The sequence below is a fragment of the Micromonospora sp. RTGN7 genome (genome assembly GCF_033804645.1).
GTDB lineage: Bacteria > Actinomycetota > Actinomycetes > Mycobacteriales > Micromonosporaceae > Micromonospora.
Map to the genome: position 1 here is coordinate 183425 of NZ_JAPZLF010000006.1, position 14185 is coordinate 197609.

12 protein-coding genes are annotated in these 14185 nt (G+C 72.3%); 6 read left to right on the top strand and 6 right to left on the bottom strand.

Annotated elements, in window-relative coordinates; translation table 11 throughout:
- Window positions 1-59: 59 nt before the first annotated feature.
- Complete coding sequence (locus tag SNR22_RS11220; RefSeq protein WP_320066459.1) at window positions 60-1178, bottom strand: GuaB3 family IMP dehydrogenase-related protein; 1119 nt, start codon at window positions 1176-1178, stop codon at window positions 60-62.
- 30 nt (window positions 1179-1208) lie between these two features.
- On the bottom strand, window positions 1209-2771 hold the full coding sequence (gene guaB / locus SNR22_RS11225; RefSeq protein ID WP_320066460.1) for an IMP dehydrogenase: 1563 nt from the start codon (window positions 2769-2771) through the stop codon (window positions 1209-1211).
- A gap of 233 nt (window positions 2772-3004) precedes the next feature.
- Here guaB and SNR22_RS11230 point away from each other — a divergent pair, with 233 nt between their 5' ends.
- Window positions 3005-3415, top strand: coding sequence for a DUF5319 domain-containing protein (locus tag SNR22_RS11230; RefSeq protein WP_320066461.1), 411 nt, complete (start codon window positions 3005-3007; stop codon window positions 3413-3415).
- Window positions 3416-3417: 2 nt separating this feature from the next.
- On the opposite strand, the gene SNR22_RS11235 is transcribed toward SNR22_RS11230, so the two are convergent.
- Window positions 3418-4236, bottom strand: coding sequence for a helix-turn-helix transcriptional regulator (locus SNR22_RS11235; protein WP_320066462.1), 819 nt, complete (start codon window positions 4234-4236; stop codon window positions 3418-3420).
- Between the two features lie 255 nt (window positions 4237-4491).
- On the opposite strand from SNR22_RS11235, the gene SNR22_RS11240 reads away from it, so the two are divergent.
- Window positions 4492-4875 carry a WhiB family transcriptional regulator gene (locus SNR22_RS11240; RefSeq protein ID WP_320066463.1) on the top strand — a complete coding sequence of 128 codons (384 nt, stop codon included), beginning with the start codon at window positions 4492-4494 and terminating at the stop codon, window positions 4873-4875.
- 483 nt (window positions 4876-5358) lie between these two features.
- Here the strand turns inward: SNR22_RS11240 and SNR22_RS11245 are convergent, their stop codons facing one another.
- The 3 genes from SNR22_RS11245 to groES all read right to left on the bottom strand — a co-directional run bounded on the left by SNR22_RS11245 (window position 5359) and on the right by groES (window position 9127).
- Window positions 5359-6960, bottom strand: coding sequence for a molybdopterin-dependent oxidoreductase (locus tag SNR22_RS11245; protein ID WP_320066464.1), 1602 nt, complete (start codon window positions 6958-6960; stop codon window positions 5359-5361).
- Window positions 6961-7096: 136 nt separating this feature from the next.
- Window positions 7097-8743 (bottom strand): chaperonin GroEL, encoded by a 1647-nt coding sequence (groL, locus tag SNR22_RS11250; protein ID WP_320066465.1) that lies wholly within the window; start codon window positions 8741-8743, stop codon window positions 7097-7099.
- Between the two features lie 69 nt (window positions 8744-8812).
- Window positions 8813-9127, bottom strand: a complete 315-nt coding sequence (gene groES, locus SNR22_RS11255; RefSeq protein WP_320066466.1) for a co-chaperone GroES — start codon at window positions 9125-9127, stop codon at window positions 8813-8815.
- A 427-nt stretch (window positions 9128-9554) separates the two neighbouring features.
- On the opposite strand from groES, the gene SNR22_RS11260 reads away from it, so the two are divergent.
- The 4 genes from SNR22_RS11260 to SNR22_RS11275 all read left to right on the top strand — a co-directional run bounded on the left by SNR22_RS11260 (window position 9555) and on the right by SNR22_RS11275 (window position 14160).
- Entirely contained in the window at window positions 9555-10754 is a 1200-nt protein-coding gene (locus tag SNR22_RS11260) for a THUMP-like domain-containing protein (RefSeq protein ID WP_320066467.1), read from the top strand.
- Between the two features lie 209 nt (window positions 10755-10963).
- Window positions 10964-12058: a sugar ABC transporter substrate-binding protein gene (locus SNR22_RS11265; RefSeq protein ID WP_320066468.1), complete on the top strand. Its 1095-nt coding sequence runs from the start codon at window positions 10964-10966 to the stop codon at window positions 12056-12058.
- Window positions 12059-12091: 33 nt separating this feature from the next.
- Window positions 12092-12901: an ATP-binding cassette domain-containing protein gene (locus SNR22_RS11270; protein ID WP_320066469.1), complete on the top strand. Its 810-nt coding sequence runs from the start codon at window positions 12092-12094 to the stop codon at window positions 12899-12901.
- Window positions 12898-14160: an ABC transporter permease subunit gene (locus SNR22_RS11275; RefSeq protein ID WP_320066470.1), complete on the top strand. Its 1263-nt coding sequence runs from the start codon at window positions 12898-12900 to the stop codon at window positions 14158-14160. Before SNR22_RS11270 ends, SNR22_RS11275 begins: the two co-directional genes overlap by 4 nt.
- Window positions 14161-14185 lie beyond the last annotated feature (25 nt).

The following is a 14185-nucleotide window of genomic DNA, read 5'->3' on the forward strand; positions in this document are numbered from 1 at the left end:
TTCCGGCCGGAATAACCACTCTTTCCGTGAAAGTGCAGCACGCAGAGGCGGGGGGTGGGTTAGCGGTCGAGGACCAGGCCAACCTTCTGGAACTCCTTGAGGTCGCGGTAGCCGCACTTGGCCATTGCGCGGCGTAGGCCGCCGAAGAGGTTGAGCTGGCCGTCCGGCTCGTCGGCCGGGCCGAACAGCAGCTGCTCCATCTCGCCGAGCGGCTCGCCGGCCACCTCGAAGGCGCCGCGCGGGAGCGACGGGTGGCTGGCCGCCGAGTGCCACCACGCGCCGCCGGCCGGGGCCTCCTCGCAGAGCGTCAGCGGCTCGCCGAGCATCACCGCGTCCGCGCCGCAGCCCAGCGCCTTGGCGATGTCACCGGAGGTCTGGATGTCCCCGTCGGCGATGAGGTGCACGTACCGGCCGCCGGTCTCGTCCAGGTAGTCACGGCGGGCCGCGGCGGCGTCGGCGATCGCGGTGGCCATCGGCACCCGGATGCCGAGCACCGACTCGGTCGTCGACCAGTCGTCGCCGCCGATCCCGACGATCACCCCGGCCGCGCCGGTGCGCATCAGATGCAGCGCGGTCTTGTAGTCGGTGCAGCCGCCGACGATGACCGGGAGGTCGAGGTCGGCGATGAACTCCTTGAGGTTCAGCGGCTCGTCGGTGGTGGAGACGTGCTCCGCCGAGACGATGGTGCCCTGGATGACCAGGATGTCCACCCCGGCGTCGAGGATCACCGGGGCCAGCGCCAGGGTGTGCTGCGGGGAGACCCGGACGGCCACCGTGCTGCCGCCGGCCCGCAGCTCGCGTACCCGCTCGGCGATGAGGTCCGGTCGGATCGGCTCGGCGTAGACCTCCTGGAGCCGCTTGGTGGCGCGAGCGTCCTCGCCGAGGTCGGCCAGCTCCTGAAGGATCTTGGTGGGGTTCTCGTACCGGGTCCACAGGCCCTCGACGTTGAGCACGCCGAGCCCGCCGAGCTGGCCGAGCCGGACGGCGGACTGCGGGCTCATCGTCGCGTCCGAGGGGTGGCCCACGCACGGGATGTCGAACGGGTACGCGTCGAGCTGCCAGGCCGTGGAGACGTCGTCGACGTCCCGGGTACGGCGGCTCGGCACGATGGCGATGTCGTCCAGGTGGTAACCGCGCTGCGCGGTCTTCCCCTGACCGATCTCGACCACGTCACGCATGGGGGCTCCAGGTGTCTTGAGGGGATGGGGTCAGCGGGAGTGGTAGTTCGGTGCCTCGACGGTCATCTGGATGTCGTGCGGGTGGCTCTCCTTGAGCCCGGCCGCGGTGATCCGGATGAGCTGGCCGCGCCGGTGCAGATCGGGGATGTTCTCCGCACCGGCGTACCCCATCGCCAGGCGCAGCCCGCCGACCAGCTGGTGGGCCACCCGGGAGAGCGGGCCCCGGTAGGGCACCTGGCCCTCCACACCCTCCGGGACCAGCTTGTCGTCGCTGAGCACGTCCTGCTGGAAGTAGCGGTCCTTGCTGTAGGACTTGGTCTGGCCCCGGGACTGCATCGCGCCCAGCGAGCCCATCCCCCGGTACGCCTTGTACTGCTTGCCGTTGACGAAGATCAGCTCGCCGGGGCTCTCCTCGCAGCCGGCCAGCAGGCTGCCGAGCATCACCGTGTCGGCGCCGGCCACCATGGCCTTGGCGATGTCGCCGGAATACTGGATGCCGCCGTCGCCGATCACCGGAACGCCGGCCGGCCGGGCGGCCCGCGCCGCCTCCATGATCGCGGTGATCTGCGGCACGCCGACCCCGGCGACGATCCGGGTGGTGCAGATCGCACCCGGACCCACCCCGACCTTCACCCCGTCGGCACCGGCCTCGACCAGGGCCTTCGCCCCCGCGTACGTGGCGACGTTGCCGCCGACGATGTCGATCGTGACGTCCTTCTTGAGCCGGCGGACCATGTCCAGCACCGCCCGCTGGTGGCCGTGCGCGGTGTCCACGATGATCACGTCCACGCCGGCGTCGACCAGGGTGCGGGCCCGCTTGTACGACTCCTCGCCCACGCCGATCGCGGCGGCCACCCGGAGCCGGCCGGCGTCGTCCTTGCTGGCGTCCGGGTACTGCTCGCTCTTGGTGAAGTCCTTGACGGTGATCAGCCCGCGCAGCCGGCCCTCGGCGTCGACGATCGGCAGCTTCTCCACCTTGTGCTGCCGCAGCAGCGCCAGCGCATCGTCCTTGCTCACCCCGACGGACGCGGTGACCAGCGGCGTACGGGTCATGATCTCGTGGACCGGGGTGGCCGGCTCGGAGACGAAGCGCATGTCCCGGTTGGTGACGATGCCGACGAGGTGACCGTCGCCGTCGACCACGGGCACCCCGGAGATCCGGTACCGCCCGCAGAGCTCGTCGACGTCGTGCAGGGTGTCCCCTGGGCTGGCGGTCACCGGATTGGTGATCATGCCGGACTCGGAGCGCTTCACCAGGTCGACCTGGAGCGCCTGGTCCTCCAGGGAGAGGTTGCGGTGCAGCACGCCGATGCCGCCCTGGCGGGCCATGGCGATGGCCATCCGCGCCTCGGTGACGGTGTCCATCGCGCTGGACAGCAGCGGAATGGACAGCTCGACGTTGCGGGTCAGCCGGGTGCGGGTGTTGACCCGGCTGGGCACCACGTCCGACTCGCCGGGCTGGAGCAGCACGTCGTCGAAGGTGAGGCCGAGCGGGACCACCCGGGCCGAGCCGGCGGGCAGCTCCGGCAGGTGGCCGCCCAGCTCGCCGCGGTCCGCGCCGGCCGGAAGATCGATGCTGGGCGAATTGTCCACGAAAGGCTCTCCTGAGCTGGTCGGGCGGGGCTTCAGCGAGGCGGCGCGCGCGGAAATCCGGCGCACGCCGGGTGATGGCGCGTCGGTGCCATCGTACCCATCGGGCTCGTCCGGGTCCGCCGGTGCCGGGCCGATCGTCGACGCTGCGTGACGGCGGCCACGGCCGGCACGACTCCGGGTGGCCGAGCGGACGGGGGCGGGCGTCATGCGATCGCGGGGGCTACGGTGAGGGGGTGCACGACGAGCCCATCGACCCGTTCAACGGCGACCCGGCCGATCCGGCGGCGGAGCTCCACGACCCGGACGGCGACGCCGCACTCGACCCGCTGACCGAGGTCGAGCGGCAGGACGTGCTTGAGGACCTCGCCGACCTGGAGATCTACCAGGCCCTGCTGGCACCCGTCGGGGTGCGCGGGCTGGTGATCGAGTGCGAGGACTGCCGGGAGCCGCACTACTTCGACTGGGACCTGCTCCGGGGCAACCTGCGCCACCTGCTCAACTCCGGCCGGCCCCGGGTGCACGAGCCGGCCTACGACCCGGACCCGGACCACTACGTCACCTGGGACTACGCGCGGGGGTACGCCGACGGCGTGCACGACACCCTCACCGAGGGCACCGAGGACGACACCGACTCGAAGGACTGATCTCAGGCCACCAGGCCGGCGCGGAAGCCGGCGGCCACCGCGTGCGCCCGGTCGCGGGCGCCGAGCTTGCGGAACAGCCGGCGGGCGTGCGTCTTGACGGTGTCCTCCGAGACGAACAACTCCCGGCCAATCTCCGCGTTGCTCTTGCCCTCGGCCATCCCGAGCAGCACCTGGAGCTCCCGCTCGGTCAGGCCGACCGCCCCCCGGGTGCCCCGGGCCGGGGCGGTCCGACGCGTGTTCGCCTGCTCCGCCGGCTCGCCCCCGGTCGCCTCCGGCTCGTCGTCGCCCCGCTGCACCGGCACCACCGTCGGCGCCCCGCCCGGCCCTTCCGGGCCGCCCGACCAGGGCTGGCCGGGATTGTTCGGGGTCCGGCCGCCCGGCGCGGGGCGCGTCGGGCCGCCGACGGCCGCGGCGTCCCGGGCCGGGTCGGTGACCCGGTGCCGGGTGGCCCGCCCGGGCGCGGAGAGCAGCAGCAGGGCCTTGGCGACCGCGCTGGTCAGGTCGTGGTCGGTGCCCTGGATCAGCCCCCGGGCCCCGGCACCCATGGTGGCGGCGGCCGCCGCGGACTCCTCTGCCCCGAGCAGCAGCACCGCGGCCTGCGGCGCGCGGGCCAGCACCCGGCGCACGAAGCCGGCGCTGTCCGGCCGCGTGAGCGCCGTGTCGGCGAGCACGACATCGGCCGGGCCCTCCGCGAGCCGCAACATCACCTCGGGATCGGAGACGGCAGTACGGACAGCGGCGGACAGTCCGAGCCGCGCAGCTGCGGAGTTCAGTTGCTGCGCGGCGAGCGGTGTCCGAACGCACACAAGAACGGTAGGCACTGTGGTCTCCTCTCCGGACTCCGAGCAGACCATGGCGGGGTCGACTCGGGTGGGTGTTCCGGGCAATCCTTCGAACTTTTCCGACAGATAGGGCATATGCCGCATCTCTCCCCATGTTCTGGATCACAGAAGTGTGAGTCGGCGCAAGGCGGGGTACCGGGAGCCGAGCCGGAAACGGTGCGCCAGCGCGGCCCGCCGCCCCGGACACCGGTCAACTGAGGATCTCCGCGGTGCCGCGCGGGAGGAGGGGTGCTGATGTCGAACGTACGCAGGCTGCCCGGACCCATCGTCGACCTCTGGGATTGGCAGCGACTCGGTGCCTGCCGAGGCCGCGACAGCGCCCAGTTCTTCCACCCCGACGGCGAACGCGGCTCCTCCCGGCTGCGCCGCGAGTCCGGGGCCAAGTCGGTCTGCCGGGCCTGCCCGGTGCGTGCCGAGTGCGCCGCGCACGCCCTCGCTGTCCGCGAGCCGTACGGGGTCTGGGGCGGCTTCAGCGAGGCCGAGCGGCTTCGGCTGCTCGCGGTCGGCTGGGAGGACCTGGCCGACCGCCGGCAGAGCCGCGTCGATGTGGCCCGCCTGGAGGCCCGCCTCGGTCGTCCGCACAAGTCCACGGTGCCGGCCCAACGCAACGTGGCCTGACCCCGCACCCCCCGAACTCCGACGCCGCGCCCCGAACGCCCGGGGCGCGGCGTCTTTTCTCACGCCCACCGCGCCCGACCGGAGGCCGGGCCGATGTCCCACCGTTCTGTGAGGATCCCCGAGCCTGTCGCGCCACGGCCCGCCGCGAGTGTCGGCTGCGGGCGGAGCTGGACCGCCGAACACCGGAGTACCGGCCCGCATGGGCGGTGCTGGTCGCCCCGGAAATCGCCTACCTCGCCGCCACCGCCCTTCGACACGCCCACCGACGGGTGAGCCCCGCCCGGCGCGCCCGGCGGCAGCCGGTCGACACGCCCACCGACGGGTGATTCTTGCCGACACGCCCAATGGCGGCCGGCCCTCCGCGCGGCCGGCCGGCCCACCGGGGCGGGTGCCCGCCGGCTTCGGGTGCGTTTTCTTGTGGCCAGGCGCCGAACATCAACGGTGGAGTCTCGGCCGTGCGATGTGAAACGCACCCGTCGTCGGTCAGCGGACGGTGACCTTGACCGTGTGCCAGCCGGTCGCACCGTCCGGGTCGACCCGCTGCCGACGCTCGGTCTGCGTCTCGCCGTCGGCGTCGGTGGCCCGCACCTGGAGGGTGTGCTCGCCGGGGGTGGCCACCCAACGCCAGGACCACTGCACCCAGGTGTCCACCGAGGCCGTCGGGGCAAGCGTCGCCTCCTGCCAGGGGCCCTGGTCGACGCGGACCTCGACCGTGCGGATACCCCGATGCTGCGCCCAGGCGACGCCGGCCACCGCCACCGGGCCGGCGGTCAGGCGATTGCGGGGGCGAGGCGTGTCGATCCGGGACTGGGTCTTGATCGGCCCCTGCGCCGACCACCCCCGGGGCACCCAGTACGCGTCGAAGTCGGCGAAACTGGTCAGCTCCAACTCGGTCACCCACTTGCAGGCCGAGACGTAGCCGTACAGACCGGGCACCACCATCCGGACCGGGAATCCGTGTTCGATCGGCAGCGGCCCGCCGTTCATCCCCACCGCGAGCAGGGCGTCGCGGCCGTCGCGCAGTACCGCCGTCGGGGTGCCGCACGTCCAGCCGTCGACCGAGCGCCCCACCACCTGGTCCGCGCCCTCCTCCGGCTGGACCTCGTCAAGCAACTCCCGGATGGGCACGCCCAGCCACCGGGCGGTGCCGACCAGGTCCCCGCCCACCTCGTTGGAGACGCAGGCCAGGGTGATGTGGCGCTCGACCATCGGACGGGCCAGCAGGTCGGCGAAGCTCAGCTCCACCGGATTGCGGACCCGGCCGTGGATGCGCAACCGCCAGCTCTCCGGGTCGACCTGCGGCACCACCAGGGCAGTGTCGATCCGGTAGAACTCGGGGGTCGGGGTGACGTAGGGGGCGAGCTGGGCGAGGGCCAGGTCCGCCCCGGCCGGCACCGCCGGCGCGGGCGAGGCCGGCGCGGGCAGGACGACGGCCCGTCGCGCCGCCGACACACCCCGTCGCCCGGCCAGCCAGTGCCCGCCCAGCCCGGCGACTGCCGCCGCCCCGGTCAACGCCCCGACCCCGGTCAGGAACCGCCGCCGCCCTGCCGGGTCGGCTCCTGCGTCGCCCGGCCGCGCCGACCCCGCTCCCCCGGCCGGGGCGCTCGCGGCGGGCGTCGTCGGGGTGGGCGGGGACCAGGGCCAGGGGGCCGGTTGGAGCGGGCCGGCGATGAGGAGCCAGAGCACCAGCGCGCCGAGGCCCGCCCCGACCAGGGAGGGAAGCGCGTCGGCGGCGTCCGCGCCGGCCCGGGTCAGCGCGGCGGCCACCCCGAGGGCGGCGAAGGCCGCGATCCCGGCCATTCCCACCCCGAGTCGGCGCACGGCGGCCATGCCGAGCAGTGCCGCGATGCCGGCCAGCACCAGGCCCGTCCCGACCAGTAAGGCAATCTTGTCGTACGTGCCGAAGACCGCGATGGCGAACTGCTTGAGTGGCTCGGGGACGGTGTCCACCACCACTGACCCGACGGCGACCAGCGGCGCGGACCGGGCACCGGTCAGCACCGCCACCGGTTCGGCCGCGCCGATCGCCACGGCGGCGGCGGTGATCCCGGCCAGCGCGGCGTACCCGCGCGACATGCTGCTCATCCCGCCAGTGTCCGCGTCCGACGGTCCGCCGCCCAGTCGCGTCACCGCTTTCTGGTGAGCCTCCGCGCCGGGGCCGGAAAGCGTCAGGGCACGCCGTCACCCGACGGCGCGCCCTGAGCAGTGTCGTACGGCCAGGTCAGAAGCCCGGGCCGTGCTGGTGGCCGTGGCCGTGCGAGTGGCCGTGGCCACCGGCGCCGGCCGGCTCGGAATGCTCCGGCTTCTCCACCACCAGGCTCTCGGTGGTGAGCAGGAGACCGGCGATCGAGGCGGCGTTGGTGACCGCGTTGCGGGTCACCTTCACCGGGTCGATGATGCCGGCCTTGACCAGGTCGACGTACTCGCCGACGGCGGCGTCGAGGCCGTGGCCCCACTCCTTGTCGGCGACCTTGTTCACCACGACGTAGCCGTCGTGGCCGGCGTTCTGGGCGATCCAGCGCAGCGGCTCGACCAGCGACTTGCGCACGATCGAGACGCCGACCTTCTCGTCACCGGTGAAGCCGAGGTCGTCATCGAGCACCGAACGGATCTGCACCAGGGCGGCGCCACCGCCGGGCACCGTGCCCTCCTCGACGGCGGCCTTGGTCGCGGCGATGGCGTCTTCGATGCGGTGCTTACGCTCCTTCATCTCGACCTCGGTCGCCGCGCCCACCTTGATGACCGCGATGCCGCCGGAGAGCTTCGCCAGCCGCTCGGCCAGCTTCTCCCGGTCCCAGTCGGAGTCCGAGGCCTCGATCTCCTTGCGGATCTGCGCGACCCGGTCGGCGACCTCACTGGACTGCCCGCCGCCGTCGATGACGGTGGTGTTCTCCTTGTCGACCACGACGCGCCGGGCGGTGCCGAGCACCTCCAGGCCGACCTGGTCGATCTTGTAGCCCAGCTCCGGGGCGACCAGTTCGGCGCCGGTCATGATCGCCATGTCCTGGAGCATCGCCTTGCGGCGGTCGCCGAAGCCGGGGGCCTTCACCGCGCAGACCTTGACGGTCTTGCGGATCGCGTTGACCACCAGGGTGGACAGGGCCTGGCCCTCGACGTCCTCGGCGATGATCAGCAGCGGCTTGCTGTTCTGGAGAACCTTCTCCAGCAGCGGCAGCAGCTCCTCGATCGACGAGATCTTCTGCGTGGTGATCAGGATGTACGGGTCATCGAGGACCGCCTCCTGCCCCTCCACGTCGGTGACGAAGTTCGGGGAGATGAAGCCCTTGTCGAACTGGAGACCCTCGGTCACCTCCAGCTCGGTGTGCAGGGCGGAGCCCTCCTCGACGGTGATGACGCCGTCGCGGCCGACCTTCTCCATCGCCTCGGCGATCAGCTCGCCGATGGTGGCGTCCTGCGCGGAGATCGTCGCCACGTGCGCGACCGACTCCCTGTCGGCGACCTCGACGGCCCGACCGAGCAGGGCCTCGGAGATCTTGGCGGCGGCGGCGTCGATGCCGCGCTTGAGACCGGACGGGCTGGCCCCGGCGGTCACGTTGCGCAGGCCCTCGCGGACCATCGCCTGGGCCAGCACGGTCGCGGTGGTGGTCCCGTCGCCGGCGACGTCGTTGGTCTTGGTCGCCACCTCCTTGACCAGCTGCGCGCCGAGGTTCTCGTACGGGTTGGTGAGCTCGATCTCCTTGGCGATGGTGACGCCGTCATTGGTGATCGTGGGCACACCGAATTTCTTGTCCAGGACGACGTTGCGCCCGCGCGGTCCGAGAGTGACCTTGACCGTGTCCGCGAGGGCGTTGACACCGTGCTCCAGCAGGTGCCGGGCGTCGTCCGAGAAGCTCAGGATCTTCGCCATAAATGTCCCTTCGAAGCGTCCTGCCCCGGCCCGGCGAGCCGGACCGGGGCAGTGACACTGATCGGTTAGTTACTTCTCGATGACCGCGAGGACGTCGCGGGCGGAGAGCACCAGGTACTCCTCGCCGGCGTACTTGACCTCGGTGCCGCCGTACTTCGAGTAGAGGACGGTGTCGCCGACGGAGACGTCAACCGGGATCCGGTTGCCCTTCTCGTCGACGCGCCCCGGGCCCACAGCGAGGACGGTGCCCTCCTGCGGCTTCTCCTTGGCGGTGTCGGGGATCACGATGCCCGACGCCGTGGTGGTCTCAGCCTCGTTCGCCTGGACCAGGATCCGGTCCTCGAGCGGCTTGATCGCAACCTTGGTCGCGGTAGTCACGGGCATACCCTCCTGGGGTATTGGTTTCGTTACTGGCCGGCGAGCCGACCAGCGTCAATCTGCCACATGCCACCGGGCGGGACCGTCGTCGCGGGAGCCGGTCCGCCTGGCGTTCAGCTCCCAGGCACGGGGCCCGGAAGCTGGCACCCTCGATGGGAGAGTGCTAATCGCAGGTTATGCCGTGGCTAGCACTCCGTCAAGGAGAGTGCCAACGTGCCGCCTGTCGTGTCGCCACAGTTCCGCCACTCATAACCGCGACACGCCGACAGCACCTCGCCGCGCCCGTGGCCGATTCCCTACCGCCAGTGACCTCTTCGGCACATGCTGGAGTTCGTCGCCGCCGCTCCGCCCGCTGACACCACCGTCCGGCCGCCGGACGGACCCTTGACGGCCCGCAGCCGAACAGCCCGGCCGGAGCCGGGACAATGAGCGGGTGGATCTCGACCAGTTCGCCGCCCTGCGTACCCCCGAGGGGTCGGCCGCGCTCGACGCGGCGACCGAGAGAGCCGGCGGTGACCCGCTGGCCGCGGCGGGCGCGCTCCGCTCGGCCGGCATCCCGGCCGGGCTCGCGGCGGCGGCGCTGACCCAGGCCGAGCTGCGCCGCCGGGCGGTCGGCAAGTTCGGGCCGGCGGCGGCCGGCATGTTCCTCACCCGCGCCGGGCTGGAGCAGGCCACCCGGGGGGTGGTCGCCGCCCGCCGGGCCGACCGGCTGCGCGCGGCCGGCGTGCGCACCCTCGCCGACCTGGGCTGCGGCCTCGGCGCAGACGCGCTCGCCGCGGCCCGCGCCGGCATCCGGGTGTACGGGATGGAGGCCGACCCGGTGACCGCCGCGATGGCCGCCGCGAACGCCGAGGCCGCCGGGCTGGCCGAGGCGTTCACCGTGGAGTGCGGCGATGCCACGGCGTTCGACGTGACCCGGGTCGACGCGGTCTTCTGCGACCCGGCCCGTCGCCGGGCCGGCACCGGGCGGCGGATCTTCGACCCGAACTCCTACTCGCCCCCGTGGGACTTCGTCGTCGGCCTGGCCGAGCGGGTGCCGCACACCGTGGTCAAGGTGGCCCCCGGGCTCGACCACGCGCTGATCCCGGCGGGCGCCGAGGCGGAGTGGGTGAGCGTGGCCGGCGACCTGGTCGAAGCCGCCCTCTGGTGCGGCCAGCTCGCCGAGGTCCCCCGCCGCGCCACCCTGCTGACGGAGAAGTCGTCCGCCGGGGTGGCCCGTCACCAGCTCACCGGCTCCGGCGCTGTCGAAGCCACGGTCGGCCCGGTCCGCCGGTACCTCCACGACCCCGACCCGGCGGTGGTCCGCGCCCACCTGGTCGCCGAGCTGGCCGACGCCCTGGACGCCACGCTCGCCGACCCGAGCATCGCCTACCTGTACGCCGACGCCCCGGGCGGGACGCCGTTCGCCCGGTGCCTGGAGGTCACCGACGTGCTGCCGTTCTCGCTGAAGCGGCTGCGCGCCCTGCTGCGGGAGCGCCGGGTGGGCCGGGTCGAGATCCTCAAGCGCGGCTCGGCGCTGGAGCCGGAGAAGCTGCGGCGGGACCTACGGCTGGCCGGCCCGGAGCCGGCGAGCCTGGTGCTGACCCGGGTGGCCGGCGCGCCCACCGTGCTGCTGTGCCAACCGGTGGGCTGAACGCTCTCCGCCGGTCTTCAGGTCGGGGCCGACCGGCACGGGGCGACAGGCCCGTTACCGGGACGTAGCGGCAGGGTGTCGTGGGCGTTGCCCAATTGTTACTGCCGCCGACAAGACTTCAGAGCTCGACGGCCTTGTGTCGGGCCCCGGAGCGGAATACGTTGCCGGACACAACAAACCGCAGCCCCGTCCCCGAAAGGACCCCGCAGATGCGCAAGGGTTTCCTCACCCTCGCCGCGGTGGGCATGCTGGCCGCCACAGGCACGGCCGCCTGCGCCCCCGCCGGGCCGGAGGCCGGCAGCGGCGGCGACAGAAAGCCCAAGATCGGGGTGATCCTGCCGGACAGCAGGACCAGTGCCCGTTGGGAGGGCGCGGACCGCAGGTACCTGGAGGAGGCGTTCCGGGCCGCCGGGGTCGACTACACCATCCAGAACGCGCAGGGCGACAAGTCCAGCTTCTCGACCATCGCCGACGGCATGCTCGCCGACAGCGTCACCGCGCTGATGATCGTCAACCTCGACTCCGGCACCGGCCGGGCCGTGCTGGACCGGGCAAGGTCACAGGGCGTCGCCACGATCGACTACGACCGGCTCACCCTGGGCGGCTCGGCCGAGTACTACGTCAGCTTCGACAACGAGGCCGTCGGCCGACTCCAGGGCGAGGGGCTCAGCCGGTGCCTGGCCGACCAGGGCGTCGAGAACCCGGTGGTGGCGTTCCTCAACGGCTCACCCACCGACAACAACGCCACCGAACTGAAGGCCGGGTACGACTCGGTGCTCGGACCGAAGTTCGCCGCCCGGACGTACGTCAGGGGCCCGGACCAGCCCGTGCCGGACTGGGACAACGCGCAGGCCGGGGTGCTCTTCGAGCAGATGCTCACCCGGACCGAGGGGCGGATCGACGGGGTGCTGGCCGCCAACGACGGCCTCGGCAACGCCGCCATCTCGGTGCTGAAGAAGAACAAGCTCAACGGCAAGGTCCCGGTGACCGGGCAGGACGCCGACGTGCAGGGCCTGCGCAACATCCTCGCCGGCGACCAGTGCATGACCGTCTACAAGGCGATCCGCAAGCAGGCCGACGCCGCCGCCGCGTTGGCCGTCGCGCTGGCCAATGGCATCCGCCGGGACACCGGCCAGACGGTCCGTGACCCGGAGAACGGTCGGGACGTGCCGGCTGTGCTGCTGGAGCCGAAGGCGATCTACCGGGAGAACGTGCAGGACGTCGTGGCCGACGGCTACGTCACCCGGGACAAGCTCTGCGCCGGCCCGTACGCCGAGCTCTGCGCCGACACGGGCCTGAGCTGACCCGCACGCCGACCGTCGTACGGAGGAGACCCTGTGTCCGCAACCCCCCTGCTGGAACTGCGCGGGATCGACAAGAGCTTCGGCCCCGTCCAGGTCCTGCGCGACGTCGCCCTGACCGTCCGGGAGGGCGAGGTGACCGCGCTGGTCGGCGACAACGGCGCCGGCAAGTCCACCCTGGTCAAGTGCATCAGCGGCATCCACCCCACCGACTCCGGCGAGTTCCTCTTCGAGGGCCGCCCGGTCAGCGTCAACAGCCCCCGGGACGCCGCCGCCCTGGGCATCGACGTCGTCTACCAGGACCTCGCCCTCTGCGACAACCTCGACATCGTGCAGAACATGTTCCTCGGCCGGGAGCGGAGCAACGGCCTGGTCCTGGACGAGTCGGCCATGGAGCAGATGGCCGCCGAGACCCTGGCCAGCCTGGGGGTACGGACGGTGAGGTTCATGCGCCAGCACGTCGTCAGCCTCTCCGGCGGGCAGCGGCAGACCGTCGCCATCGCCAAGGCGGTGCTCTGGAACAGCCGACTGGTCATCCTCGACGAGCCGACCGCCGCGCTGGGCGTCGCGCAGACCGCCCAGGTGCTGGAGCTGGTGCGCCGGCTGGCCGACAACGGCCTGGCCGTGGTGCTGATCTCGCACAACATGAACGACGTCTTCGCCATCTCCGACCGGATCGCCGCGCTCTACCTCGGCCAACTGGTCGCCCAGGTGCGGACCGCCGACATCACGTACGCCCAGGTGATCGAACTGATCACTTCCGGCCGCTCCGGCGACCTCGGCCGCGCCGAACCGGGCGGCTCCGACACGGAGTTCGACGCCACCATCCGGGGAGCCGTCCGATGACCGCCACCGTCGTCAAGCAGCAGGAGGGGTCGTCGGACGTCGCCGGCGAGCCGACCGTCGGCAGCCACATCCGCGACTACCTGGCCCGACTGCGCGGCGGCGACCTCGGCTCGCTGCCGGCTGTGACCGCACTCGTCGTGCTCTGCCTGGCCTTCGCGATCGTCCGACCGGTCTTCTTCTCGGCCGCCAACTTCGCCAACCTCTTCACCCAGGGCGCCGCCGTCATCGTGATCGCGATGGGTCTGGTCTTCGTCCTGTTGCTCGGCGAGATCGACCTCTCCGCCGGCGTCGCCAGCGGGGTCTGCGCCACCGTCCTGGCCCGGGTCGTCAGTGACCTGGGCTACCCGTGGTACGTCGCGGTGCTCGCCGCCGTCGCCACCGGCGTCCTCATCGGCCTGACCCTCGGCTTCCTGGTGGCGAAGGTCGGCATCCCGTCGTTCGTGGTGACCCTGGCCGGCTTCCTCGCCTTCCAGGGTGTGGTGCTGCTGCTGATGCGGGAGGGCACCAACATCGCGATCGACGACGAGGTGATCATCGCGATCGAGAACCGGTGGGTGCCGCCCGTGATCGGCTGGCTGCTGGTGGGGTGCGCGGTCGCCGGCTACGCCGTCGTGCAGTTCCTGCGGCACCGCGACCGGACCGCCCGGGGGCTGGTCACCGAGCCGGTCGCCGTGGCCGTCGGCCGGGTCGCGGCGCTGGTGCTGGTCCTCGGTACCGCCATGTACGTGTTCAACCAGGAGCGCAGCATCAACCCGCTGGTCAGCTCCAACAAGGGCATGCCGATCGTGGTACCGCTCATCGCCGTCCTGCTGATCTTCTGGACCTTCGTGCTCCACCGCACCGCGTACGGCCGGCACCTGCTGGCCGTGGGGGGCAACCGGGAGGCCGCTCGGCGCGCCGGCATCAACGTGGACCGGATCCGAATCTCCGCGTTCGTCGTCTGCTCCGCCATGGCGGCCGTCGGCGGCATCATCGCGGCCAGCCGGGACAGGTCGGTGGACCCGAACACCGGGGGCAGTAACGTTCTGCTCTACGCGGTCGGAGCGGCCGTGATCGGCGGCACCAGCCTCTTCGGTGGGAAGGGCCGCGTCGTCAACGCGGTGCTGGGTGGGGCGGTGGTAGCGGTGATCGTCAACGGGATGGGCCTGCTCGACCTGAGCTCCGGTCTCAAGTACCTCTTCACCGGGCTGGTGCTGATGCTGGCGGCCGGGGTGGACGCGCTGTCCCGCCGGCGGTCCGCCGCCACCGGCGCTCGCTGACGACATGCGACATGCAGTGCCGGTG

Coding starts and splice junctions, on each gene's coding strand:
- SNR22_RS11220 (WP_320066459.1), bottom strand. CDS start 1,178: ATGCGTGACGTGGTCGAGATCGGTCAGGGGAAGACCGCGCAGCGCGGT.
- SNR22_RS11240 (WP_320066463.1), top strand. CDS start 4,492: ATGTCGAACGTACGCAGGCTGCCCGGACCCATCGTCGACCTCTGGGAT.
- SNR22_RS11245 (WP_320066464.1), bottom strand. CDS start 6,960: ATGAGCAGCATGTCGCGCGGGTACGCCGCGCTGGCCGGGATCACCGCC.
- groL (WP_320066465.1), bottom strand. CDS start 8,743: ATGGCGAAGATCCTGAGCTTCTCGGACGACGCCCGGCACCTGCTGGAG.
- groES (WP_320066466.1), bottom strand. CDS start 9,127: ATGCCCGTGACTACCGCGACCAAGGTTGCGATCAAGCCGCTCGAGGAC.
- SNR22_RS11265 (WP_320066468.1), top strand. CDS start 10,964: ATGCGCAAGGGTTTCCTCACCCTCGCCGCGGTGGGCATGCTGGCCGCC.
- SNR22_RS11275 (WP_320066470.1), top strand. CDS start 12,898: ATGACCGCCACCGTCGTCAAGCAGCAGGAGGGGTCGTCGGACGTCGCC.